This window comes from Chryseobacterium sp. ERMR1:04 (assembly GCF_001297705.1).
Classification (GTDB): Bacteria; Bacteroidota; Bacteroidia; order Flavobacteriales; family Weeksellaceae; genus Chryseobacterium.
The window spans coordinates 12,172-38,299 of sequence record NZ_LIRF01000007.1; the positions used below are offsets into that span (position 1 = coordinate 12,172).

The window sequence follows — 26,128 nt, forward strand, 5'->3', positions numbered from 1 at the left end:
CTTTTTAATTAAAATTTAAGATTGAATCCAATTCCAAACCATCTGCTTGAAGGGTCCTGAATATCATTTCCGGAACCAATTTTTGATGGATCTTTACTGTCATTTCCTACTCCTATTTTAAAATCAGGATCAGAGTATAGGTTTTTAGATTTTTTCCACATTGCCAGATTATATCCTGATATGTTGGCCGTGAATCCTTTTACCATTCCTTTTGGATTAAGCAAATAAGAGAAGTCGTATTCAAGAACTACTGATCTCAACTTTACAAAAGTTCTGTCGAATACATTGGCGAATAATTCGCTTTCATCTTCCGTTACTCTTGCTTGGTAAGGATAATTCTGTGCCCAATCCTGGAAACTGATGGCTTTGGTATGTGGAGTGTAAGTTCCTGTTGCAGCATTATAGTTCACTCCATCCGGAACGAAATAGTAAGTTCCCGGATTCGCATATTCCTGATCTCTGTATGCTACAGAATTCGGGTGTTTTCCACCCCACCACATTTTTTCAACGACCTGAGATCTCATCACCCCGCCAATACTTCCGTCGATTCCAATGTTTAAAGTGAATTTTTTATATTTGAATGTGTTGTTAAATCCAAACGTCCAGTCCGGACCAAAATGTCCTAAGTTGGTGGGCGCATTTGCTCTTGTAGGCATTCCTGTTTGCGCATCTAAAATCACTTTTCCGTCCGGAGATTTTTGCCATGTGATATCATAATAGCTGTCCATTCTTTCACCTAATTTGATATTGTTGTAATTGGACATGTTATCATAGATAGAAGTCAGCTTCTGGTTGTAGGTACTCCAGTTGATCAAAGATTTCCAAGTGAAGTTAGCTGTTTTAATAGGAACTAAGCCTAATGAAATCTCGAAACCTTTCGTTGTATATTCATTTCCATTCACATATTGGGATGTGAAGCCTGATGATTCTGCACTTGGGAACTGAAGAATATTATTATAGTCTAATGTTCTAAAATACGTAGCATCCAACGTCACTCTGTTTTTGAATAATCCTGCGCTTAGCCCCAGTTCATAAGATTTCGTCTGTTCAGGTTTTAAAGAATTTTCTTTGTTTAATGTGGTAGGATAAAAATAGGTAGGATTTCCATTGAAAGTAATTCCTTTATTAATATCATAATAATTTCTGATGGTGTAAGGTTGGAAGTCATAAGCTACTTTTGCCCATGAAGCTGATACTTTTAGAAGGTTAATGGCTTCAGGCATTTTTACTAAATTCGAAATCACAGCACTTAATGAAGCAGAAGGATAGAAATACGATCTGTTGGCTTTTGGTAGGGTAGAAGACCAGTCATTACGTCCTGAAACGTTGATGAAAAAAGCATTATACAATTCAAAATCAATCGTAGAATAGGCACTGTAGATTAATTTCTCTTTCAGATAATCGTAGTATTTTACATTCCCGATGGAATTGTCTAAGCTATATTGTTCAGGAACTTTTAACCCATCTGTTGAAGCATTATCTTTATTGTTTTTATAATAAAAAGTAGACCCTCCTGCGTTGATGGTGAAATTAAAGTTCTCTGAGATTTTCTTTTTGTAGGTTGCTAAAACATCAGAGTTAAGATTCCAAGTTTTGGTATCATTTAAAAGATAACCACCACTTCTTGGTGCGCTGTAATTGAAGTAAGAATACGGACTTAAAATTTCCTGTTTATTATGATTTTCAACAATGGAAATTTTACCTTTTATAGAGAAATCTTGCGTGGCTTTATATTCCAGCCCTGTTTGAGCATTGATGATATCGGTTCTGTTTTTATTCTTATAATATTCTGCTCCAAACCAAGGATTGTTGTACCATGCATAATTCCAGTTAGCCTGCGCTCTGCCTTCCTGTCCCGGAACCCACATATGATTTTTTAAATCTCTTCCGTTTACGTCGCCACCCATCCAGATCAGGATGGTGTACATATGCCCACTTGGGTTATAATCGTAGTTTGGAATGTTAGGCGTGAATGTTTGGTTGAAACTAAATTTGCTGTCAAAAATTAATTTATCACTGATATGATTTTCCGATGAAAAGTTAACCCCATAACGTTGAAGATAAGCATCAGGAATTCTATCATTGTAATTCATGAAATTCCCTGAAAATCTATAAACGTCTTTATTGTTTTTATAGCTGATGGCAAAATTGTTATTATTAATCATCGCAGGTTTCATGAACGTTTTTAAGTTGTCATGAAATTCCCAGTCGATCGGAACTCTTTCGTATCTTGATTTATCATTATACTGACTTCCCGCTACAGTTCCGTACCAAGGAATGGTTTGGCCTGTTAGTTTATCTCTAATCGGGCTGTTCCATTGGGCAATCTTGGTCCCGGGAACAAATTTTGGTCCCCAGATCATATCTCCGTCATTCACCCCACCGTCTGCGCCGTCCCAGAATTCATACTTTCCGTGGGAACCGTTTCCGTATTCAGTTTGTGTTTTTGGAAGATTGGTAAATCCAGCAGTAATCATTGTATTTTGGGAGAACTCCACGGTGAAGCCTTTCTTCTTTGCCGTTTTTGTCGTAATTAAAACTGCTCCGTATCGACCTCGTGAACCGTAAAGAGCAGAAGCGGTAGCCCCTTTCAAAACATTGATGTTTTCAATATTATTAGGATCTAAATTTTGAAAAACTTCTTTCTCAACAATAACCCCATCAATTACAAAAACCAAATTAGAATTTCCTCTTAAATTAAATTCCGGAGCCTGCTGCATTCCTGTAGGGTTAGAAACATTTAATCCGGCAACTTGCCCTGAAAATAAGTTTCCAATGCTTGGAGTGGTAATGGTTTCAAACTGTTTTGTTCCAACTTCCTGAGTAGAATATCCAATTTTTTCTTTCTTTTTGGCGATACCTAAAGCGGTAATTACAACGCCTTCGATTTGTTTTTCACTCACCTTTTTTAAAACCACAGAATAGTTCCTTTTTGAAGAAACTTCTACAGAATAGCTTGAAAATTCCGGGGAGTAAAATTCGAGGATGTCTTTTGGGTTGGCAGTGATGGTGAAATTACCATTTTGATCGGTGGTTACAGATTTTCCTGTGTTTTTGTCGGTGATATTTACACCTGAGATCGTGGAACCATTTTCGGATTTTACATTTCCTGAAATGTTGATCTCTTGAGCAGTTAAATAAAGGGGGAGCAAAAAAATCGCAAAAGTAGCTAAAGTCTTCTTCATTTTTTTGAGGACAAATTTAGTCAGCTACCATTACTTAGGCTTTAATATTATATTAAGATAAAAATATGATTTTAGGGTTAAATGTTAAGAAATTTAACATAATTGTAAAACGTAAAAATATATTTATATAACAATTTTTACTTTCTTTTAAAGGAGTATAAGTATAGATAAACAGGACGTTTTTGCCTTAGAATCTACTCAGGATTCCCCAGTGAATTTTTGTATCATTAAATTTAAACGGATTTCCAAATTCGTTACCGTTCGACAATTGGAAACTCATGAGCCCAATCGGAATAAAGAAATTGAAACCAAGCCCCACACTGTAGAGTTTAGGTTTTACACTTAAAGATTTATTATTGAGTTGCCCGTATTGCCCGAAGACATCAAAAAAGGCCTGATTTCCGATGAGGTACCGATATTCTAAACTTCCGTAATAATAGAAGTCGGCCGCGAGGGAGTTCTCATTGAAACCCCGCATAGAATTCCATCCTCCAAAACGGTATAATTCGTTGGTAGAAAACTCAACTTTTGAATCCATCATGGCGCCTTCTGCCTTTATATTGAGGAAATGATTTCCATTGATATGATAATTGTGTTCCCCAAAAAAGTAGAATTGATTTTGTGGAGCTTTAATATTGTTTTTTGTATAAGTTGTTGTCAGATAATCATATCCTGCGCTGATCTTTGTTTTGTAAAGGAAAAGATCAATATCCGTAGGTTCCACCATTTCAAACCAAACCCCGATTCCTTTTTTATTGTAATCTTTACCCTGAACATATAACGAGTCTATAATCGTTGAGCTTTCGAAAGTTCCTCGAAAACCAATCTTATTTCTGTTATTGATATGATAGTAGAAAGCAGGAAGTGCTTTTACATTGGCGAAAGTAGAGTCTTGCCTAAAGATGTTGACTTTCATATTTAATCCCACATTAGAATTAAACAGATAAGGAATATCGGTTTGTAAATCGAAATTCTGACCTTTGTCTGGGTTTCTCTGCCAGTATAAATTAACAGTTTCAAAACCATTGAACATGTTTTTGAAATTAACATTCAGGGTTCCGTTTAGCGTAAATTTCTCTGTTTTATCATTTCCAAAACCAATGACTCCATCAAAGGAATTGGTCTTTTTCTTTTCCATGAAGAGATAAATCTGGGTAGAGTCTTTTGTAAATAAGGTTTGCGGTTGCCGTTCTAAACTCAAAAAAGGATGCCCTTGAAAGGTTTTATTAATCGCCAAAAGATTTTTATCATCGTATATTTTACCTTTGAATTCTTTTTCAAGATTTTTCATAAATCTTTTGGGAACCCTTACGTAATTTTTTACCACAAAACCGTTGATGGTTCTTTTATCATTTTTATTGATATCTAATTCTACGATAGGATAGCCGTTTTTCTGACCTTTATATTTAGATTTAATTCTGCTGAAAGAATATCCGTCGTCAATATATTTTTTATTAAGAACCTTTTTGGTTGAATCTAAATTTTTAGTGAAAAAATCTCTCTGAATTTTTAATTTATGGGTAATAGAATCAGAAAGGTTGACGTACGTTTCGTTGAAGTTTTTTCCTTTATCATAGAAAATTTCTGTGCTGTCGCCTTTTATTTTCACGTCTTTTAATTCGGTGAAAAAATAATTGCTCTGAGCCAGAGAATCCAGAAACTTTACCGCAGATACAGAATCTTTTACTTTTTTCTTGACTTTGGTTTCAGAATCAATGAGAAAATAATGCTTCTTTTGCGCTTGTATAAAAACGCAAAATAGCACAAAAAATATTTTTAGAAATAACTTCAAACTCTTTTAAAAACTGAAACTAGGCCAGTTTATTATATTTCTTCATTAAATTTTCATAAGTTCCCTGAGGAAGAATCCATTTTAAGGGAACTCCAATTTTCTGCCCGAATTTACCAAAATAATAATGAGCTTTCCATTTATTTTTTCCTAAAAGATTCTCAACATATTCTGCAACTTCCAACGGTTCGGTTCCGTCCCCTACATGAGAATTCATTAAAGCATATACTTTATCAAAGACGTTTTTGTAAGGTTCAGAAACTTTTGTTTTCACTCTGTTTTCTGCAATATTGGTTTTAATATCTCCTAAGTGAAGAGAGCAAACATGTACGTTCCAAGGATACACTTCATATCTCATAGCTTCTGTTACTTTATCCAACGCAGATTTTGAAGCTGAATAAAACCCGCGGAAAGGCAATCCCATTTCGCTTCCAATACTGGAAACATTAATGATTTGTCCAAATTTATTTTTACGCATATTGGGCATAACGGCCGTCATCATCTGAACAGCGCCCACCAAATTCAGGTTGAATAATTGTAAAATATCTTCTTTCGTAGAATCTTCCACAGCACCAACCATTCCCATTCCGGCATTGTTGATCAAAACATCAATCTTGGATTCAGTTTTCAATACTTCTGCAATGGCATGTTGCACTGCATCATTATCTGTAACGTCTGTAGGAATCGATTTGAAATATTGGCTTTCTGTATGTTTTCGGCTCAACCCGTAGACTTTATGACCTTTCTTTCCGAAATACTCGGCTAAAACAAAACCTATTCCTGATGAGGTTCCTGTGATGATGATCGTCATTATTATATTTTCAGCAAATGTAAAAAAAGAAAAATGAACTTTATGATTTATTATATATGAAAACTAAATTCATAAGGGAATTGGATCTTTAGTATTAAGGTAATATGATAAGGAAATAAAATGTGGAAGTTCTGATTATTTTCTACTTCATAATTAAGTTTTTAGACTGTTTGATCTGATTTTTAATTAATCTTTTATTTAACGGAAACATAAAGTGATATTAACATAAGTAGGTCTAGGACTGATTTACTTTTGCGTCAGGAATGAGAAGGATGTTATTAAACAAAATGAAGGTTGGTGAAATTTTTAAATAATACGATACACGATATCATTGTGGAAAACGCTGCGATGATATCGTTTTTTAATACATATTATGAAGCAAACAAGAATATGGGTACTCTTAGCCATGGCTTTTTTCTCTAAAAATAAGGCACAGAATTACCAAAACTATAATGTGAGTAATGCACATTCTCATAATGATTATATGCAGGAGATCCCTTTTTGGGAGGCATATTATGCTAATTTTGGATCTATTGAAGCCGATGTTTTTCTGGTAAAAGATAAATTGTGGGTAGCCCACACAGAAAAAGAATTATCGCCTGATAGAACCTTAGAAAATCTTTATTTGGATCCTATTTCAAAACAGATTAAACTGAACAAAGGAAATATTTATCAGGATCCGAAAAAAAAGCTACAACTCCTTATTGATATTAAACAAGATTATAAAACGAGTCTGAATGCATTAGTCAAGATATTAAAAAAATATCCTGAAATTACAGGCAATAGCGGAATTAAAATAGTAATTACCGGTGGAAGGCCACAGCCTTCTGATTTTAAAAATTATCCAAACTACCTTTATTTTGATGGCGATTTAGATAAGAATTATACAGCGGATGAGCTGAAGCGGATTGGGCTTTTCAGTGCAGATTTTCCACAATTGGTAAAATGGAATGGAAAAGGAATTCCAAGAGATGAAGAAACAGATAAGATTAAAGAAGCTGTGGAAAAAGCACACGCTCAACAAAAGTCTATACGATTTTACGGAGCTCCTGATTTTACGAATGCTTGGGTGAATCTTATGGATTTAGGAGTAGACTATATCAATACCGACCATATTCCGGATCTCAAGAAATTTATGAACACGATTCCCAAAAGTTTCTATAAAAATACAAAAGAGTACAGCACTTATTCTCCCACTTATAAAACAGACGGAATTAGTAAAAAAGTAAAAAATGTGATTCTCCTGATTCCGGATGGTACTTCATTGCCTCAATATTATGCAGCATTCACCGCGAATAAAGGAAAGCTGAATGTATTTAATATGAAAGCTACAGGATTGTCTAAAACGAATTCTTCAAATGCATATATTACTGATTCGGCTCCCGGGTCAACGGCTTTTGCAACGGGGGTAAAAACAAAAAATACTTTTGTAGGTGTTGATGGAACAGGAAAAGCTCTCGCCCAGATTCCGGATATTATTGCAGAGAAAGGAATGGTTTCAGGGCTCATTTCTACAGGAGATATTACCGATGCTACGCCTGCGGATTTTTATGCACATTCGGATAATAGAAACAGCTCGGAACCTATTTTGAAAGATTTTGTGAGCTCTAAAACAAAGATTTTGATTGGTGGCCCAACAAATGGATTGTCACAGGAGAATCTGCAAAAAATAAAAGATGCTAAAATTGATTTGTTTCAAGATTTGAAATCGGTTAATAAAATCAATAACCGAACATTGGTCATTGATCCTTTAGCTTCAAAAAGAGTAACCGATGGCAGGGGGAAATGGCTCGCTGATGCTTTTGATCTTACTTTAAATGATTTAAAAGAAAATAAAAAAGGATTTTTTATGATGGTGGAAGCTTCCCAAACAGATGGAGGTGGGCATAGTAATAATCTGGAGCAGCTGGTTACCGAGTTGTTAGATTTTGATGAGGTAGTGGGAAAAGCCATGAAGTTTGCAGATGAAAATAAAGAAACATTAGTGATCGTGGTGGGCGATCATGAAACAGGAGGTTTGACGCTCTTGGACGGAAGTTTAAACGACGGTTGGGTATTTGGTAATTTCAGTACCAATGATCATACCTCTATTCCGGCAAGTGTATTTGCGTATGGTCCGAATTCTAAAGAGTTTACCGGATTATTTGAAAATACGGAAATCTTCAATAAAATACTGCAAGCCTACGGAATCCGAAAGTAAAACAGATATTCACAAATTGTGGATAACTCTGTGGATAAGTATGTGAGTAAAGATCAATAGAAATGAGCAGAATAAAATATTCTGCTCATTATGTTTTTGATAATCAATACGTAATTTCCTTTTTTGAATCGGGGATTTTAAATTTGTTTTCCCCAACCCTGAAATCGTCCATTTTTATTAAGGGGCTAGATTTGTGGATAAACTCCTTGTGTACATCTTTCGGGATTTTTCTGTCCTCATCTCCATCACAGTCAGAATACTTTTCATCAATGATGACTTTTCCTGTTGAAAAATTGATGTCATTTAGAAAATTAAATTCACAGGTGTCATCAAATGTATTGAGTGCGCCAATAAGATAAAAATCTCCATTTTGAAATCTAAACGTATGCTTGCTTGTATCGGTATGTCTGGAATTCGTAAAGAAGGATTGTAAAATGACAAGACAGTTGTTTTTTATACTTACTTCAAGTTGATTACTTTCCGGATAAAAACCTGCTTCACTTGATTCTAGTAAAGATGAGTTTTCCTTCCATAATTTTAGCTTTCCATTGATTTTTTTAAGGATATAGAATTTTCTTTTGTAGCCTTGGTATTCAATTTTTTCACCGATATTATAGACGATTACGGTTTCGCTAACGCCATCTTTATCTAAATCTCCTTCTGTTTCTAAAACTTTTGTAGCATTTTTAGGAACATAAAAATCTTTCAATTCCTGAGCATGAAGAATTGAGATTGATAAAATGAAGAAAAAAGACAACCACTTTTTCATGTAATTAGGATTGGAATTATTGTCCAAAATCTTCTTTCTTCACCTCTGTGTCCTGAAGATCACAAAGACAACCTTTAAAAGTTTTATAAATTCCTGTAATCTCGGTTTCTTTACCTTTGCTGTCGGTTACAGTAATGCCTGTAGAAAATGATTCATCTTCTGCAGAGTAAGTTCTGGAGACTACATAGTTGTAGTTGTTATTTGTAAATGATAAATAATCAAGACTCATTCCTGCATTTTGTTTTCCGCCGCCTCTATGATAAGATTTGTAGGTAAACTGCTTCCAGCTGTCTTTGTTTCTGCTTTTTGGAAATTCCATTTCAACAGTATTTTTGTTTCCAAATCGATACTGAATATATTGGTTTTGTTTGTCTTTTACTAAAGACATTTTTTTTCCATTTTTCGTTTCAAATGAATAGATGACTTCTTCGTTAGGCAACAGATATTGCGCCCAAAATGAAACTGGAATCAGAAAAGCGAAAATGATTAAATAATTTTTCATTGAATGGTCACAAGTTCAAATTATCGGGTTAATATACTATCAAGATCCTTCCAAAACATGGGGTAAGATTTTTCTACGACATCTTCCTCTTCAATATTTAATTCTTTGATCAGGCAAAACGGAGCAAAGCTCATCGCCATTCTGTGATCTTGGTAGGTTCTAATAGAAATATTTTCTTGTGGCTCGTTGAACCCAATTGATTTGATGGTTAAATCTGTAATTTCCGTTTCTGTTCCCAGTTTTTGCAATTCGATATGCAATGCTGAAAGGCGATCAGTTTCTTTTACTTTTAAAGTTCCCAAACCTGAGATGTCAAATGGAATTTTCAATGCTGCTGCCGTTACGCAAAGGGTTTGTGCGATGTCTGGACAATTATTCATATCCAAAATAATCTTTTCCGGAAATGAAAAATTAGGATCGGGCTGAAGCGTAAGCTTGTGTTCATCTTCTGAGTAGATTGTTTTAATTCCGAAAAACTCTTCATAAATTTTTGCAATCGCAGAATCTCCCTGAGTAGATTCTTTGTAAAAGCTTTTCAGATGCATTGTTTCTCTTCCTAGCGCAGCAATAGAGTAGAAGTAAGAAGCAGAGCTCCAGTCGCTTTCTACCTCGTAATTTATAATGGATGATTCGTTATTCACATTAAAAGGTTCCACTTTAATTGTGTTTCCTTCAAAGCTGTTTTTAATTCCGAATTTTGTTAGAATATCCAGCGTCATTTCAATGTATGACCTTGAAGTAATATCACCCACAAGATTAATTTCTAATCCGTTTTCTAATTTTCCTGCGATAAGCAAAAGAGAAGTGATGAATTGGCTTGAAATGTTGGCAGGAACATTCACCTGAGTTTGAGTGATCTTCTTTCCTGTAATTTTTAAAGGCGGAAAACCTTCATTTTCCATGTATTCAATTTCTACACCCAGATCTTGAAGAGCGCTTACCAAATTCTTGATAGGTCTTTCTTTCATTCTCTTTGATCCTGTAAGAATCGTAGTTTTTCCTTCTGTGATAGAATAGTAAGACGTAAGAAAACGCATCGCTGTTCCTGCATGGTGAATGTCTACAACTTCAGTAGTTTCAGACAGTGCTTTTTTTAGTAATTGGGTGTCTTGAGAATTAGATAAATTCCCTATTTTTATGTTTGAAAACAGACTTTCCAAAATCAATAAACGATTCGAAATACTTTTCGAACCGCTGATTTGTACTGTTTTATTTTCTACGAGTGTTGATTTTTCTAGCTTCATTGTTTCTTCAGATTTTATATTGTAGACATCAGATTTCAAATCGTCTAGCATCTGAAATCTAACATCTAGGATCTTATTTTAATTTTTCATTATTCTGATGACGATCCTTGTCGCGATCAGTCTTTATTTTCATTTTTTTATCGAAAGCTTCCTGCAAATTGACTCCGGTTTGGTTGGCCAGACATAATGTTACAAATAGTACATCAGCGAGTTCCTCTCCCAGATCTTTGCTTTTATCGCTTTCCTTTTCACTTTGCTCGCCATATCTTCTGGCAATAATTCTGGCTACTTCACCTACTTCTTCGGTTAACATCGCCATATTGGTGAGTTCATTGAAATAACGGACTCCAATTGTTTTTATCCATTCGTCAACTTGCTGCTGCAGATTTGTAATTTCCATTATTGATAGGCTCCAAGCGTTGGGTTAGTTGTTCTTGATACATTGACGATATCTGTGGGTACAGTTCCTGCAATCGTAGTATTTCCTTTTCCTCTTGCGAAAGAGTTAGGTTTTACTCGAAGATTCAGATGTGCTGTAAAATAATTAATAAACTGAGGATCTTCGTTTTTGAAACTTTGAATTACACTTGTATTATTATCAAATGGGAAGCCTGCTTCTGTAGTTCCAGAATATTTCAGCAAACTGTTTTGAATGATAAAATTGAATTGCTGTCCTGGCGTTTGTTCAAAATTCACAGCGTTATCTCTATCAGAATAAACAATACTGTTTCTTATATTCAATTGTTGTAATGCTCCCTGCTCGGTTTGTCCGGCATCATTCTTCCATTCATTGGTTGCAAAAATTCCGTTCCTATTCATAGAAGAAAGTACCCTAGAGTAATTAGCAATTGTAGCATGCGTATACGTGTGATTTCCACCTTTAAAGATTCCTATACAAGATTCTCCGCTGTTATTCATTACTAAATTTTTAGCGTTTACGGTAGAAGCAACAGCGTAAATTCCATATTCTTGGAAGGTGTGTATGAAAGAGTTGCTGATGGTTGCATTAGTCTGTCTCATATCTAAACCTCTTGTTCCTCCGAAAAGTCTTGCGTGGTTCATGTTAAGGGTTGAATTGGCAGCCATTCTGATAGAGTTCCAGTTTTTAGGAAGTGTATCATGGTCGGCATCATTTCTATCTCCTCGAAGAATAACTTCTTTGTCTAAGGCTCCATTAATATTTAAAGTAGATCCTGTAGAAACTTTCATTCCACTATTTTTATGGAAATATACTTTCGTTCCTGCCTGAATATTTAATACAACATTGGGATTAACGGTAAGATCTCCATAAATGATCTTCGCTTTATCATTATTCCATGTCGTATTGTTGGTGATAAGGTTTGGATTAGTCGGTGTTTGAATAAAAAACTCGGCATCCTGAACCACAGAAAATAAATTGACGTGTTGTTGACCAGCCGGACTGGTAAAAATTACTCGGTCTTCAGCAATAGCTTCCGGACCTGTGGCCTGAGGAGCAATTTCAACAAAAATATAAAGACTGTCTTTTTTTCTTAACGGAACATCTTTAAAATCATATCCTGGTTTTCCATCTACATTTATTTTATATAAAGAGGTTGCTCCTTTTTCAAGATTAATTCTTGGGATCAAAATATCCTTATTTTCATTATTGTACACTTTTACAACGTAGGTTTCAGAGCGAACCTGATGATATACGGTATCGCAAAATACAGTATCTCTTGAGAAGCTAAGTTGCTGTGAAGGAGCATCAAAGTTGATGTCATCCTTGTTACATGATACCACTATAAGAAGCATCCAAAAAGAAAGGGCCAGTAATAATTTGAATTTCATCGAAAGTAAAGTTTAAATAGATTTCAAATTTAACGAAAATACTTTAATTTTCTTATCATGAAAAAAATATTGGGTCAGTATTTGGAAATTAAAAAAAATATTGTATTTTTGCAGCCTAAAATTAGCAGAGAAATATCCATTACTATTTCGAAAGCAGAACTTTAATTTTTTAAAAAATTGTATTATGAAAAACGGAATTCACCCAGAAAATTATAGACTTGTTGTTTTCAAAGATATGAGTAACGACGAGGTGTTTCTTTGCAAATCTACTGCAGAGACAAAAGATACTATCGAGTATGAAGGACAAGAGTACCCTTTGCTTAAAATGGAAATCTCTTCTACTTCTCACCCTTTCTACACAGGAAAAGTGAAGTTGGTTGATACTGCAGGTAGAGTAGACAAGTTCATGAATAAGTACAAGAAATTCTCTAAGTAATTTTTTGAACCTCAAAAATACTAAAGTCTTCCAATTTTTTGGAAGACTTTTTTTATTGCTTTTCAGTGGAAATTAAAGCGCAGAAGTTAAAAGTTAGTGTTAGTATTTGTATTTTTGCGGTAAGCAGAAATGAGATATAGAAAGTAGAAGACAGAGTGATTATGCATCATTCAAAACCTTTATCTTTCGCCCTCTATCTTCTATCCTTTAATATCTAACTTATTATCAAAATGCAATTAGTATTTTCAGATGCGCAATATTGGGAAGATTTTCTTCCGCTTACTTTTACACGTCCCGTTGCCGAAATGCGATGCGGAATTCTTACGTTCGCCGAAAGATGGCAGAAAATCTTAGAAAACACAGAAGTTTCTTATTTCACGGAAAATTATTTACAGGGTAAATTCAGAAATCCTGAAGATAAAGAAAGTCTTTTTTTAGTCACTAACTTTCTACCTACTGAAAGCATTGTTCAGCAAATTAAAGAGCTGAAACAAGGGGAAGCTTTGGTCTATGAAGACGAACTGATTGCTGCAAAAATCAATATGAAAGATTTTTCTCTCCATCAGATCGAAAAAATGACGGATATTAAAGAGGATCTTGTTTTCTTTAAAAAACCAACCGACTTATTTACATATAATGATAAAGCAATTGATTTCGATTTTGAATTGCTTACAAAAGGAAGAGCTTCTCAAGAACTTTCTTCTACCAACGGATTTTTAGGAAATAAAAAAGATCTGTTTATTGAAGAGGGTGCAGAAATTGAGTTTTCTACCATCAATACTAAAACAGGAAAAATTTACATTGGTAAAAATGCTGAGGTCATGGAAGGTTGTAATCTTCGTGGTCCGATTTCGCTTGGGGAGAATTCGAAATTTAATTTAGGTGCTAAAATTTATGGTGCTACTACTATTGGCCCGCATTGTAAAGTGGGTGGGGAGGTCAGCAACATCATTATTTTTGGCTATTCCAGTAAAGGGCATGATGGTTTCATCGGAAACTCGGTGATTGGAGAGTGGTGCAATTTCGGAGCAGATACCAATTCTTCTAATCTTAAAAATAATTACGGACACGTTAAACTTTGGAACTACAGAACCAAAGCTTTTGAAGATACAGGATTGCAATTTGCAGGAATTATTATGGGTGACCATTCTAAAACAGCGATTAATACTCAGTTAAATACAGGAACAATTGTAGGCGTGGCTTCTAATATCTTTAAAGAAGGCTTTCCTCCCAATCTCATAGAAAACTTTTCTTGGGGCGGATTTAAGGATGATGAAAAATTTAAATTAGATAAAGCATACGAGGTTGCTGAGAAAGCGATGGCAAGAAGAAAAGTGCCTTTAACAGACGAAGATAAGGCTATTTTGAAATATGTTTTTGAAACGTATTAAGATTATTATAAATTAAAACTTCAAAATATTTGAAGTTTTTTTCATTTATGATGTAATAGAATTAATTTTTTAATTGTCTTACTAATAGAAACAAAACTCATGACCCAAGAAACTTTTAAGGATACGGTATTCATTCTCAAAAATGAGATGTATCGCTTTGCGAAAAGATTTGTTATGAGCAGCGATGAAGCAGAAGATGTAGTACAGGATCTTATGATTAAGTTTTGGCAAAAAAGAGAGGAGCTGGCACAGTTTGGGAATTTAAAATCCTATGCTTTGAAGGCCGTCCGGAATGAGTGTTTGAACAGGCTCAAGCACCACAACGTAAAACTGGGCTTTGCAGATATGCAGTTGCATCGGTCAGAGCTTTACAGTATGGAAGTGAATAATTTAAAAGAACATATTATTGGTTTTATTAATCAGCTTCCGGAGAAACAAAAAATGGTAATCCATTTGAAAGATGTAGAAGAGTATGAGGTTTCTGAAATTTCTGAAATGCTGGAAATGGAAGAAAATGCAGTAAGAGTAAATCTTATGCGAGCAAGACAAAAAGTAAAAGAACAAATCTCACAATTGATGAATTATGAACAACGACAAATTTCAAGATAAATACGAAGAAGTCTTCCAACAAATAAAGGAAGAGAAAATGGACTGGGATTTTGAAGATTTCCTTCAAAAAGCAGAAGGTGGAGTATCTGAAAATAAAGAAACGCCCATCATTCCGCTTCAAACAAAAGCGAAACCTTCTTTCCCTAAATGGTTTTGGATGGCTGCAAGTGTAGCATTGGTTTTCGGTGTTGGTCTTATTTTTAATGAAAATCAGCATTCAGCGGTAAAAGATAAAGCGCAGCTGGTTGAAAATCAAATTAGACAGCAGAAAAAAGATTTCATTGAAGAAAACAATGATCATCAGGGGCAGGTGGCAGTAGCTATTCCTAATGATTCTATTACTGAAGCTAAAAAAGATTCAATCTTCCAAGGGACTTCAGTAGCAGAAAAAGATGTTCTGGATGATATCTTACCTAAAAAAGGAAGGCTGAAAAAAGAAAGAAGACCAAAGTTTGTTAGCAACTCTTCTAAACAAGATTCTTCAGGATACAAAAACTCGTATGTGATTGTAAACGGGAAGAGAATCGATAATGTAGAAGAAGCTATTAATGTAACTAAATATTCATTTCAAATATTTGCAAATAACGTTAGTGAAAAATTAGCACAGCCCAAAGTGATGGACGACGATTATTAACTAAAAAAAACAAAAGATTTATGAACCTGATCAGGCATTAATCACCTCAGAAAAAATAAAAATTGACTCATGAAAAAAATATTGATAATATTCGCATTTGCTTTTTCCCACTTCTATAATGTGTATGGGCAAGGAGACAAATTTGATAAACTTTTTGAAAAATATCAGGAAGTAGAGGGAGTAACTTCTATTAAGATTGCAAAACCCATGTTTGGGATGCTGAGTAGTCTTAATATTGATGATGCTCAGCTGGATCAGATCAAACCATTATTGGCAAAAATCAATGGATTGAAAGTTTTGATCACAGAAAATCCGGAAAAAGCCAATAGCCCGGAAGGTAAAAAGGTTCAGGGGAATCTGATGCAATTAAGCAAAGACATTTCTTCGTATCTAAAAACGTTGAAGTATAATGAAATAATGTCTATCAATAATTCCGGTGCGAAAATAAAGTTCCTTTCCTCAGAAGCTAAAGATGGAATTTTGGACGACTTGCTGTTAAGTATCAACAGTGACAGTGGAGAAAATATTCTGGTGATGCTGGATGGTAAACTTTCGATGGATGATGTGAGTAAGATCATTAATTCAAGCGAAACAAAATTAAATCCAGTTAATAATACAAGAAGCAGCCTGACATCGGAGAATAATCCATCTTATTTAAATGGTGAGGCAAGAAATGTGGGCGAGTTTTCAGGAATTCACGTCAGCACAGGAGTGAATGTGGTATACAAACAGGAGAGTCCTACCAATATTAAAGTAATTGCGGATGCAGACAAACTTCAATATGTGATTACTAAGGTTGAAAACGGAATTCTGAAGGTATATATTGATAATAAAGGAGTGAGAAACTTAAGATTCAAGAATTTAAGTGTGAATGTTTCTTCCCCAAGAATGAACAGTATTAAAACCTCTTCCGGTGCCAATTTCTCAACGGTAAACACGGTTAAAGAAAATAATCTTACAATTGATGCTTCTTCAGGGTCCATCGTTAAAGGGAAGTTTAATATATCTAATACAACGAATGTTGAGGCAACTTCCGGTTCCAGTGTTAAAGCAGAGGTTGATTCTAAAGATTTTGTATTAAAAGCTTCAAGTGGTTCTGATACCAGTTTTGAAGGACAGGTAACAGCGGCGGTATTTGATATCAGCAGTGGAGCACTTTGTAAAGCAGAGAATCTAAAATCAAGTATTGTTGAGGCGGAATCTACATCTGGGGCAAGTCTTTCTGTAAATGTTAGCAATACATTAAAGGTGAGAGCATCTTCCGGAGGTCTGGTAAAATATAAAGGAAATCCTGAGATTACTTCAAATATCAGTAAAAATTCGGGCGGAACATTAAAACCGATCAACTAAAAATCAATTGCCATGAAAACTTTAAAAAATGTCTTTCTAATAGCCTGCGCAATGTTCCTGTTGCAATCATGTGTAGTGTCTCACAGACCTAATATGGATTTTTTCAGCAATTCAGATTATGATTTTAAAGGAGCAAGGTTTGAAAGTGTCAACGTGCCGATGTTTTTAGCAAAACCTTTTATTAAGAAGGCTTTGAAAGAAAAAGGGGAGGATGAAGAATTGTTGAACTTGGTTAATAAAGTTTCTAAAATTAAAGTGTTGACGGTGGAAAATGGTGATCCCGCGATGTTGAAAGATTATGCCACTTATTTAAATAAAAATAATTACGAAGATTGGGCAAGCATAAAACACGACGGAGATAATGTAAATATTCGTGTAAAACAAAACGGAGAGATGATCAAAAATATGTTGATTACCGTAAACTCCGATAAAGAATTGGTTTTTGTAGATGTAAGAGGAAGCTTTACGGCAGATGATATTGCAAAAATGATCAGTTCTGCAACTGATAAAAAATAATTAAACCCTTCATATACTCAATTATTTTGTACAAGTAAGCCGTTCCTCATAAGAACGGCTTTTTTATAGGGAGGATATTTAATATTTGAATTTATTTAATTGAAATGAATTATATTTTTAGTTATATATTAAATTAAGATTAAAATAATTATATGAAATATGTTTTTATGTATTTCTGAAGTATTTTTGCAGAGAAATAAACAGTTGTAATAACAATTGCCCCTTTCATCCTAGTTAGAATAAGTTAACCCTTATATATTCAAGTTATTTTGTACAAGAAAGACCGTTCCTCATAAGATCGGTTTTTCGATTTAAGGTATTGGCTGTTATTTCCGGTTTATAATGTTCATAGGTTCATCTATTAAGTAGTACTCGTTAATTATCCGTCATTATTTTTATAACTTTCAAGCATGAAATTTATAGTTTTAAATGAAGAGGAAATGTCAACCTTGAAAATGATGTCAAGCCACCATCCCAATTCATTCGTTCGGAACCGTGCCCAAGATTTGATAATGAATCATAATGGTATTAGAGCAAAGCAAATTTCGGATGTTTTCTTAGTGCAGATCAGAGCTGTTTATTCATGGATTAGATCGTATGAAGATAAAGGATTTATAGGACTTTATACGAAAAAGGGACAAGGAAGGATAGGTGTTTTTTCTTCATTTTCTTCAGAAGAACAAAAATGTATTTTGGATAAAATAGATCAGGGAGATTCTGTGAAAGAAACGACCTGTTTTATCAATGAAAATCTTTCAGAACGTGTTACTGAAAGAATGCTTAAAGTCTTTCTAAAAAAAAGGTTATGTCTGGAAAAGAATACGATGTTGGCTCAAACCTCTTCAAAATCAAGAGGAATATCTGTTGAAAGCAGAGCAATTGAAGAGTTTAATGAGCTTAGCGAAAGATGATTATTTGGATTTATACTTTGCTGATGAGAGCGGATTTTCTTTAACACCTTCCATTTCTTACCATTGGCAACAAAAAAATGAAAATGTGAAAATCGTACTTAGGCACAGTAAAAGAATCAATGTTTTTGGGATTATGTCGAAGAAGAATGATCTTTTCCAGTGTCATCATATGGGAAAAATAACTTCTGATTTTGTGATTCGGGCAATTGATGAATTTTCAAACATCATCAAAAAGAAGACTGTTATTTGTTTAGATAATGCACGGATACATCATTCTAAGGAATTCCAAACTCAAATTTCAAAATGGAAGAAGTTAGATATTGAAATTTTTTATCTTCAAAAATATAGTCCATATCTTAATTTTATTGAGATTCTTTGGAGGAAAATAAAGTATGAATGGCTTCGTGCAAAGGATTATCTCTCTTGGGAATCTCTTGAAAAAGCGTTGGAGAATATCTTTTCAGGATTTGGAAATATTTATAACATAATTTTCAAATGAAAAATGATCAATAATTAACAGTTGGTACTTAACATAAGTTATGCAAAACATAAATATAGTCTATGTAGTAAAAAAACATAAATTATTAACAGATTTAACAAAAATTAAATATAGATTAAATCTGAAACATAAAATATTCAATAAATATATTTTTTTTTATTTTTGCAGTATAACAAATGTCGAAACAAAATAATTTTATAATGAATTCTGAAGTTCGGTTAAAATATCCTCCAATCTTTTTGTATTTTAATAATTTCCTAAATTGATTATTAAAAATAAATAATATTAACCGCTCATCCAAATTATTGATAATTTATTATTAATACTAAATCCATTTTAATTTTTTGATAGAACAAGATTGAAATAAAATTATAATTTTTTTTGATTCGCCTTCTAATACTGTTTAATAATATTTTACGAGCAATAATAGTTTTAGCAGGTAGGGATTGATAATGATTGTAGTATATTATATGTTATCAAAGATTAAAGTGTGAAAGTATATATAAGGCTTGCTTTTGAATTTCAATAACATAAATGGGCATTAACATAATTATATAATGAAAAAAAATTACCTTCCTGTTTTTTAGTATAATAGGAGTTTCTGTGATGGGAAATCCCCAGTCTGTTCAAAAGGCTTTTGATCCATCTAAAGCTAATGAAAATCTTCTTATTAGAAATGTTTTTCTATCTAAGAGTATTTCTGATCTGGATCCTGCATATTTCTTTGAAGGATGTGCTTTTCCAGAAAATATAAAAAGCATAAACATTACCATAAATTCGGCTAAAGTAAATTGGTCATTGGTAGGAACGGCTGAGAATTATTTGGTTCGTTATCGAAAAATAGGTGAACCAAGCTGGCAAGCAGTTTCTTCCAGTTCGAATGAGGTAAGCTTATCAGGATTAAATGCTTCTGCTAACTATGAAGTTCAGGTAGCCTCAAGATGTGATGGAAAAATTGGAGAGTTTTCAAATTCTGAAAAATTTAGAACTCTAGATACTGTATGTGAAGCACCAGGAAACATAAGAATGTCTGAAGTTGGTTCGAACTATGCCCATATAAATTGGAATGCATTACCAGGAAGAAATGGTTATTCGGTGAGTTATAAGCAAATAAATCAGCTAGATAGCGAATGGAAAGAAATAAAGATTTGGTATGGCGGATTGGGTAGTACACTTGGTCAGTTGTCTGATTTAAAGTCTAATACTGAATATGTAATAAAAGTAGCTTCCATTTGTGACTACCATAAAGGGGAGTTTTCTAATTCAATCAATTTCAAGACTCAACCTGCACCAGCTTGTGAAACGGTAAAAGGTATCGGTACTTCGAATATTACAATGGATGCTGCAAGAGTAAACTGGACATCTGTAGGAACAGTTGGTAGTTATGCGCTTCGTTACAGAAAAGTAGGGGCATCAAATTGGCAACCACAATATGCATATACAAATTCTAGAAATTTATATGGTTTAAGCGCTAATACTGACTATGAAGTTCAAATAGCATCAATATGTAGCGGAAGTATTGGTGAATATTCAGCTTCAATAAACTTTAAAACACAATCTACCCCGGCTTGTGAAGCAGCAACAGGTATCAGTACTTCGAATATTACAATGGATGCTGCAAGAGTAAACTGGACATCTGTAGGAACAGTTGGTAGTTATGCGCTTCGTTACAGAAAAGTAGGGGCATCAAATTGGCAACCACAATATGCATATACAAATTCTAGAAATTTATATGGTTTAAGCGCTAATACTGACTATGAAGTTCAAATAGCATCAATATGTAGCGGAAATATTGGTGAATATTCAGCTTCAGTAAACTTTAAGACTCAAGCGGCTGGAGTATGTGAGGCACCGACAGAATTAAATATAGTAAATATTACGACGAATGCCGTAAGATTAACTTTTTCTTCTATATCTACAGTTCAATACGTTGCAGTAGGTTATAGAAAAGTAGGAACATCAAATTGGCAAGAAGAGACTTCGTATTCTACTACTGGAAAGTATCTGTCCAATTTAACTCCTAATATAGATTATGAAGTTCAGGTGGCTTCTGTATGTAACGGGATTAGAGGAGCGTTTTCAGCTTCTGTAAATTTCAAAACTAATTCACCAGCGGCTGCATGTGCTGTACCTTCGAGATTAAGAGTGAATACTGTTGCAATGAATACAGCTTTAATAGCTTGGGATAATGTAAATGGCGTGACTAGTTATACTGTTAGATATAGAACAGTAGTGGCAGGATTTATATCCAATTGGTCTTCTGTGACAGCGTATACAAATACGGCTAACTTATCAGGCCTATCTGCGGATAAAAATTATGAAGTTCAGGTTTCTACAATTTGCGGATCTTCTTTTACAGATTATTCAGCTTCTGTAAGTTTTAAAACACTTCAAGGAGGAGGAACTGGAGCTTGTGATGCTCCTAACGGAATTCAAGCTAGTAATATTACTACGAATACAGCTGGTATAAGCTGGGCGGCTGTAAGTGCGGCTACAGGTGGATATGTTATTTTTTACAAACCGACCACTCAAAGTACTTGGAAAGAAATTTTGTCTTCTACTAATAGTGTAGCATTACCTATACTGGCTTCAGGTATTAATTACCAAGTTAAGGTAGCGTCTGTATGCAATAGTTTAGGTAAATTTTCTGAACCAATAACTTTCAAAACTTTCAAAACTTTAGATAACTCAGTAACATCTAATGTACAAAATGCTGTTGCGAGCTCTACTGAAGCTATTAAGTTATACCCTAATCCGGTAGTAGATGTATTAAATGTAAGTAACATTTCTGGAAATGCGACTTATAAAATCTATAATGCATCGGGTACGTTGTTAAGCTCAGGAAATATTAATGATAAAAAAATTAATGTTTCTCAATTAGCACAAGGAAATTATATTATTATGATTGAGCAAGGAAAAGATATTTTCAGATCTCAGTTTATCAAAAGATAATAGCACTTATTTATTTTTTTTATAATGCGGCCCTCAGATTTTTCTGAGGGCTTTTTTCGATTTAAGTTATTGATTATTAATTTTTATTTAAACTATTGAAAAGGATTTTCATATCTCGTTGAAATAGCCTAATTTTGCAAAGAAAGTAAAGATGTCTATTCATAACAAAATTGTAGAGGCAGCCATCACTTTCGATGACGTTCTTCTAGTCCCTTCTTATTCAGAAGTTTTACCTAACCAGGTTTCATTAAAATCAAGACTTACCGACAAAATCACGCTGAATGTTCCGATAGTATCTGCCGCAATGGACACAGTTACTGAAGGAGATCTTGCCATTGCTTTGGCAAGAGTAGGAGGTTTAGGTTTCATTCACAAAAACATGACGATCGAAGAACAGGCTGCACAGGTTAACCGTGTAAAGCGTTCTGAAAACGGAATGATCTTTGACCCTGTGACCCTTTCAAAAGATCATACTTTGGCTGAGGCTAAAGAAACAATGGCCAGATATAAAATTTCAGGTTTACCGGTGGTAGACGCTGATAATGTATTGATCGGAATTATCACCAACAGAGACGTAAAGTATCAGGAAAATCTTGATCTGAAGGTTGAAGAGATCATGACGAAAGAAAATCTGATCACTTCTGATAAAAATACCAACTTAGAAAAAGCAAAAGCAATTCTTCTTAAAAGTCGTGTTGAAAAACTTCCGATTGTAGATCAGGACAATAAATTGGTTGGTTTAATTACCATCAAAGATATCGACAATCAGCTAGAATATCCAAATTCCAATAAAGACCAAAAAGGACGCCTTATCGTAGGTGCCGGAGTAGGTGTTGGAGAAGATACCATGGCTAGAATCGCTGCTTTAGTAAAAGCTGGTGTTGATATTATTGCCATTGATTCTGCACACGGGCATTCTATAGGAGTTCTGGATAAAATCAGACAAATCAGACAGGCGTATCCGGATTTGGATATCGTAGGTGGAAATATTGTAACTGCAGAAGCTGCAGAAGATTTAATTAAAGCTGGAGCAAACGTTCTTAAAGTAGGTGTTGGTCCTGGTTCTATCTGTACAACGAGAGTTGTTGCCGGAGTTGGGGTTCCTCAATTATCTGCAATTTACAACGTGTACGAATATGCTAAATCTAAAAATGTAGCAGTAATTGCTGATGGAGGTATTAAACTTTCAGGTGATATCGTAAAAGCCATTGCAAGTGGAGCAGGAGCAGTAATGCTAGGCTCTCTTTTAGCTGGAACTGATGAGGCTCCGGGAGAAGAAATTATTTTCCAAGGTAGAAAATTTAAGTCTTACCAAGGAATGGGAAGTCTTTCTGCAATGAAGAGAGGAGGAAAAGAAAGATATTTCCAAAGTGAGGCTAAGAAATTCGTTCCGGAAGGAATTGAAGGAAGAGTACCACACAAAGGAAAATTAGAAGATGTAATTTTCCAATTAACAGGAGGCCTAAGAGCTGGTATGGGATATTGTGGAGCTAAAGATATTGAAGCTTTACAAACCGATACTAAAATGGTAATGATCACAGGAAGCGGATTGAAAGAATCTCACCCACATGATGTTATCATCACTCAGGAAGCTCCAAATTATTCTTTGTAATAATAAATAAATAAATATAATAAATAAGGCTATCTCAATGTTGAGGTAGCCTTATTTTGTTTTTAATAAAAAAGTGTTAGATGATATTGTAAATCATTAAGCAATGCAAGATCCTGGTTTAAGATCTGATATTCTTCTACAGCCACCAGGTCCACAGCAAAAAAACTCTGCATCACCACAACCATAATTTATTGCTTCATTATCGCACATTTTAAATCCACCCTTAATACTTTTTAAACTTTGTCTTGAAATTTTGTTTAAATTTTTCATAATAATTAATTGTTTTGTATTTGGTATAACTTTTCAAATTTAGATTTTTTTTCTAAACCTTAGTTGTTTTTTTCTAAAAAATGTGATTTATTTAATTACAAGCTGAAGAAAATATTTCTTTGTAAGTTTTTAAATATGTTTGTTTTACGGTTGTAAAAGTTTCGATAGTTTGTTATGATATAGAATAATCAATAAGAGCGGACTTTAGTCCGCTTTCAAAACTGTAGATTGATAAAACTGGCTTTAGCCGAAACTTATATTTAAATTGCTTGATGGTTGAGGTTTTGAAAAACAGCACTTTATGAGATTAAACTAAGAAAGTAGGTCAATAAAACAATCATATGTCCCGTCGTAATCTTCCCATTTCTGATCATTCACAAAGAATGATGGAGTTCCGTTAACGCCACTTCTTACCCCGCCTTCAAAATCTGCTTCAATTTTGTCCTGAATTTCAGATGTGCTTATATCATTTTCAATTTTATTAACATCCAGCTGCAATACTTTTACACATTCTTTAAGCAAGCCTTCATTCAGTAAATCCTGATTATCGTAAATAAGATCGTGCATTTCCCAGAATTTCCCCTGATTTCCTGAGGCTTCAGCAATTGCAGCAGCCGACATTGCATATTCATGAGAATCGGTTAAAGGAAAGTTTCTAAAAACAAAGGCAACATCATCGGGATATTCCTCTACAAATTTCTTCACTAGAGGAAAAGCATGTCCACAATAAGGACATTGGTAATCACCATATTCAACCAACACAATTTTTGCAGTTTCCGGATTTCCCTGAACATGATCTTTCGGACCAATCGGAATTCTTAAAGTAGACATATTTATTGTTTTTTATTTTAAATTTTCTAATGCATCGATAATTCCATCAGCTCCAGGATTAATTCCGTCTGGTGACAAATAACTCCATTGAATTATTCCATCCTTATCAATCACAAACAATGCTCTTTTTGAAGTTCCATTTTCTTCATTGTAAACTCCATACGCTTTGGAAACCTCACCTTTAGGATTAAAATCTGCCAATAGCGGATAGTGTAATTTCCGATCTGCCATAAAAGCATCGTGACACCAAGAGCTATCTACAGAGATCCCAAGAATATCTGCATTGTATTTATGAAAAATACTAAGCATCTCATTATACAAAGCCACTTGATCTCCACAAACAGGACTCCAGTCTGCCGGATAAAAAACCAATATTAAATTTTTACCTAAAAAATCAGAACGCTTTAATTTCTGATCCGGTGTGGCGTGAAGTTCAAAATCGAGTGCTGAGGTTCCTTGTTGTAATATCATAGGGTTGTGGTTTGGTTAATAAAATTAAGGATAAAGATTTAATTATTGAAAAATGATGAGGTAAATTAATATTTAAAACTAAAAAACCTTCCAGCATCAACGGGAAGGTTTAGTTATATAATTGTAAAAGTTTTATTTGTCTAAATTGTCTTTAAAATCTTCGATTCGGAAATCGGTGAGGGCATTTCCTTTTTCTATTTTTTCTTTGGCATACAAACGGAAATCATTTTCGGTTTTTTCCAGGAGATGATCATAAGGTCCAACCGCTGAAATTAGCTTTACGAGAACAGGTGATATTTCCAGGCAGATAAAAAGCCCCATAATAAAAGTGGCAGCTAAGGCAATAATCGCTGAGTTTTTTCCTAATTCGTCTAGCGCCTGAAGTCTTGCTGCAAATCCGTTGAATTTATCTTCAAAGGTTTCTGTAGACTTTCTTTCGGTCTCAAGATTCGTATATACTTTTGAGATCTCTTTATCTAGATATTCTAATCGCGGAGATACTTGTTTTTGATAGTTTTCTAAATCCTGTCTGCGTTGCTCTTTAAGTTCCTGCTTACGTTTTGCATTGGATCCGAAACCTTCTTTTCCACTCGTTAATCCAGATTGCTTTCCTAAAATTTCCTTTTCTAATTCTACAGCAGCAGAATCATAGGATTTTTGATATTGAACAACCTTTTCTGAAATTTGTTTCTTTTCTGTTTCAAAAGGTCCGCTTTGTTGCAAGATCCTTCCGTTCATTTCCCCTTGAAGCTGTTTCTTGTTTCTCTGAATAATAGTATTCAACTGTTTATTAACTTCTTTCTCAAAAATTTTAAGCTCTAAAGGTTTAGAAATAATAATTCCTAAAAAAGTGGCTAAGATTAAACGGGGAATTGCCATTAAAATCTGATTCCACCATGTTCCTGTTTTTTTGATGGACGAGACAATGTACCGGTCAAGATTAAAAATCATTAATCCCCACAAAATTCCGAAGCCTGTAGATGCCCAAATATTATCAAATACGGTAAACATTGCATAACCGGCAGAAAGAGTTGCAAAAATAGCAGTGAATAGAACGATGCCTCCTATTCCTGCGAACTTATTCCACTCACTGGGTGTTTTTCTTAAAATATGAAGGTTTCCTCCGGAGCAAACCATCAGAAACTTCTGGAACCAATTAATCTTATGATTCACTTGATTTATAGTTTGTTGATTGTTTTTCATTATTGAAAATTTATACAAAAGTAATACTAAAAATCGTACCAATGTTAAAGATAGTATTATGTTTTACCAAGTATAGTAGGTTTTAAGTTTAAAATAGTATAAATAAGTATTTTACAGGATAAAATTAATGTTGA

The 26,128-nt window shown here is 34.1% G+C and carries 23 protein-coding genes; 11 read left to right on the forward strand and 12 right to left on the reverse strand.

Annotated features, from left to right (window positions below):
- Positions 1-8: 8 nt before the first annotated feature.
- The 3 genes from AMQ68_RS14815 to AMQ68_RS14825 all read right to left on the reverse strand — a co-directional run bounded on the left by AMQ68_RS14815 (position 9) and on the right by AMQ68_RS14825 (position 5,785).
- A complete protein-coding gene (locus AMQ68_RS14815; RefSeq protein WP_054511416.1) occupies positions 9-3,185 on the reverse strand; it encodes a SusC/RagA family TonB-linked outer membrane protein in 3,177 nt (1,058 codons plus the stop codon).
- Between the two features lie 187 nt (positions 3,186-3,372).
- On the reverse strand, positions 3,373-4,950 hold the full coding sequence (locus tag AMQ68_RS14820; RefSeq protein ID WP_241775147.1) for a hypothetical protein: 1,578 nt from the start codon (positions 4,948-4,950) through the stop codon (positions 3,373-3,375).
- Positions 4,951-4,996: 46 nt separating this feature from the next.
- Positions 4,997-5,785 carry an SDR family oxidoreductase gene (locus AMQ68_RS14825; protein WP_054511418.1) on the reverse strand — a complete coding sequence of 263 codons (789 nt, stop codon included), beginning with the start codon at positions 5,783-5,785 and terminating at the stop codon, positions 4,997-4,999.
- A gap of 373 nt (positions 5,786-6,158) precedes the next feature.
- Here AMQ68_RS14825 and AMQ68_RS14830 point away from each other — a divergent pair, with 373 nt between their 5' ends.
- Positions 6,159-7,985, forward strand: a complete 1,827-nt coding sequence (locus tag AMQ68_RS14830; RefSeq protein WP_054511419.1) for an alkaline phosphatase — start codon at positions 6,159-6,161, stop codon at positions 7,983-7,985.
- A gap of 103 nt (positions 7,986-8,088) precedes the next feature.
- Here the strand turns inward: AMQ68_RS14830 and AMQ68_RS14835 are convergent, their stop codons facing one another.
- The 5 genes from AMQ68_RS14835 to AMQ68_RS14855 form a co-directional block, all read right to left on the reverse strand.
- Positions 8,089-8,754: a hypothetical protein gene (locus AMQ68_RS14835; RefSeq protein ID WP_054511841.1), complete on the reverse strand. Its 666-nt coding sequence runs from the start codon at positions 8,752-8,754 to the stop codon at positions 8,089-8,091.
- A gap of 16 nt (positions 8,755-8,770) precedes the next feature.
- Complete coding sequence (locus AMQ68_RS14840) at positions 8,771-9,256, reverse strand: hypothetical protein (protein ID WP_054511420.1); 486 nt, start codon at positions 9,254-9,256, stop codon at positions 8,771-8,773.
- A gap of 20 nt (positions 9,257-9,276) precedes the next feature.
- Complete coding sequence (locus AMQ68_RS14845) at positions 9,277-10,500, reverse strand: 3-phosphoshikimate 1-carboxyvinyltransferase (RefSeq protein ID WP_054511842.1); 1,224 nt, start codon at positions 10,498-10,500, stop codon at positions 9,277-9,279.
- Between the two features lie 73 nt (positions 10,501-10,573).
- Positions 10,574-10,900, reverse strand: coding sequence for a nucleotide pyrophosphohydrolase (locus AMQ68_RS14850; protein ID WP_034678907.1), 327 nt, complete (start codon positions 10,898-10,900; stop codon positions 10,574-10,576).
- Positions 10,900-12,309: a hypothetical protein gene (locus AMQ68_RS14855; RefSeq protein ID WP_054511421.1), complete on the reverse strand. Its 1,410-nt coding sequence runs from the start codon at positions 12,307-12,309 to the stop codon at positions 10,900-10,902. Before AMQ68_RS14855 ends, AMQ68_RS14850 begins: the two co-directional genes overlap by 1 nt.
- A gap of 184 nt (positions 12,310-12,493) precedes the next feature.
- Here AMQ68_RS14855 and AMQ68_RS14860 point away from each other — a divergent pair, with 184 nt between their 5' ends.
- The 10 genes from AMQ68_RS14860 to guaB all read left to right on the forward strand — a co-directional run bounded on the left by AMQ68_RS14860 (position 12,494) and on the right by guaB (position 23,219).
- Positions 12,494-12,745, forward strand: a complete 252-nt coding sequence (locus AMQ68_RS14860; RefSeq protein ID WP_054511422.1) for a type B 50S ribosomal protein L31 — start codon at positions 12,494-12,496, stop codon at positions 12,743-12,745.
- Positions 12,746-12,975: 230 nt separating this feature from the next.
- Positions 12,976-14,136 (forward strand): GlmU family protein, encoded by a 1,161-nt coding sequence (locus AMQ68_RS14865; RefSeq protein WP_054511423.1) that lies wholly within the window; start codon positions 12,976-12,978, stop codon positions 14,134-14,136.
- Positions 14,137-14,235: 99 nt separating this feature from the next.
- Entirely contained in the window at positions 14,236-14,745 is a 510-nt protein-coding gene (locus AMQ68_RS14870) for an RNA polymerase sigma factor (protein WP_054511424.1), read from the forward strand.
- Complete coding sequence (locus tag AMQ68_RS14875) at positions 14,720-15,379, forward strand: hypothetical protein (protein ID WP_123905715.1); 660 nt, start codon at positions 14,720-14,722, stop codon at positions 15,377-15,379. The genes AMQ68_RS14870 and AMQ68_RS14875 overlap by 26 nt, the downstream gene beginning before the upstream one ends.
- Before the next feature lie 69 nt (positions 15,380-15,448).
- Complete coding sequence (locus tag AMQ68_RS14880; protein ID WP_054511425.1) at positions 15,449-16,729, forward strand: DUF4252 domain-containing protein; 1,281 nt, start codon at positions 15,449-15,451, stop codon at positions 16,727-16,729.
- Positions 16,730-16,741: 12 nt separating this feature from the next.
- Positions 16,742-17,245: a DUF4252 domain-containing protein gene (locus AMQ68_RS14885; RefSeq protein ID WP_054511426.1), complete on the forward strand. Its 504-nt coding sequence runs from the start codon at positions 16,742-16,744 to the stop codon at positions 17,243-17,245.
- A 410-nt stretch (positions 17,246-17,655) separates the two neighbouring features.
- Positions 17,656-18,156 carry a helix-turn-helix domain-containing protein gene (locus AMQ68_RS14890; protein ID WP_054511427.1) on the forward strand — a complete coding sequence of 167 codons (501 nt, stop codon included), beginning with the start codon at positions 17,656-17,658 and terminating at the stop codon, positions 18,154-18,156.
- On the forward strand, positions 18,065-18,655 hold the full coding sequence (locus AMQ68_RS14895; RefSeq protein ID WP_123905716.1) for an IS630 family transposase: 591 nt from the start codon (positions 18,065-18,067) through the stop codon (positions 18,653-18,655). Before AMQ68_RS14890 ends, AMQ68_RS14895 begins: the two co-directional genes overlap by 92 nt.
- Positions 18,656-19,261: 606 nt before the next feature.
- Positions 19,262-21,607, forward strand: coding sequence for a fibronectin type III domain-containing protein (locus AMQ68_RS14900; protein ID WP_054511429.1), 2,346 nt, complete (start codon positions 19,262-19,264; stop codon positions 21,605-21,607).
- Between the two features lie 151 nt (positions 21,608-21,758).
- Complete coding sequence (gene guaB / locus AMQ68_RS14905; RefSeq protein ID WP_054511430.1) at positions 21,759-23,219, forward strand: IMP dehydrogenase; 1,461 nt, start codon at positions 21,759-21,761, stop codon at positions 23,217-23,219.
- Between the two features lie 96 nt (positions 23,220-23,315).
- On the opposite strand, the gene AMQ68_RS25350 is transcribed toward guaB, so the two are convergent.
- The 4 genes from AMQ68_RS25350 to AMQ68_RS14920 form a co-directional block, all read right to left on the reverse strand.
- Positions 23,316-23,489 (reverse strand): hypothetical protein, encoded by a 174-nt coding sequence (locus tag AMQ68_RS25350; RefSeq protein ID WP_160317992.1) that lies wholly within the window; start codon positions 23,487-23,489, stop codon positions 23,316-23,318.
- Between the two features lie 312 nt (positions 23,490-23,801).
- On the reverse strand, positions 23,802-24,320 hold the full coding sequence (locus tag AMQ68_RS14910; protein ID WP_054511431.1) for a thioredoxin domain-containing protein: 519 nt from the start codon (positions 24,318-24,320) through the stop codon (positions 23,802-23,804).
- Positions 24,321-24,332: 12 nt separating this feature from the next.
- Positions 24,333-24,791 (reverse strand): redoxin domain-containing protein, encoded by a 459-nt coding sequence (locus AMQ68_RS14915; protein WP_082384107.1) that lies wholly within the window; start codon positions 24,789-24,791, stop codon positions 24,333-24,335.
- 132 nt (positions 24,792-24,923) lie between these two features.
- Positions 24,924-25,994: a DUF4407 domain-containing protein gene (locus AMQ68_RS14920; protein WP_054511432.1), complete on the reverse strand. Its 1,071-nt coding sequence runs from the start codon at positions 25,992-25,994 to the stop codon at positions 24,924-24,926.
- Between the last annotated feature and the right edge of the window lie 134 nt (positions 25,995-26,128).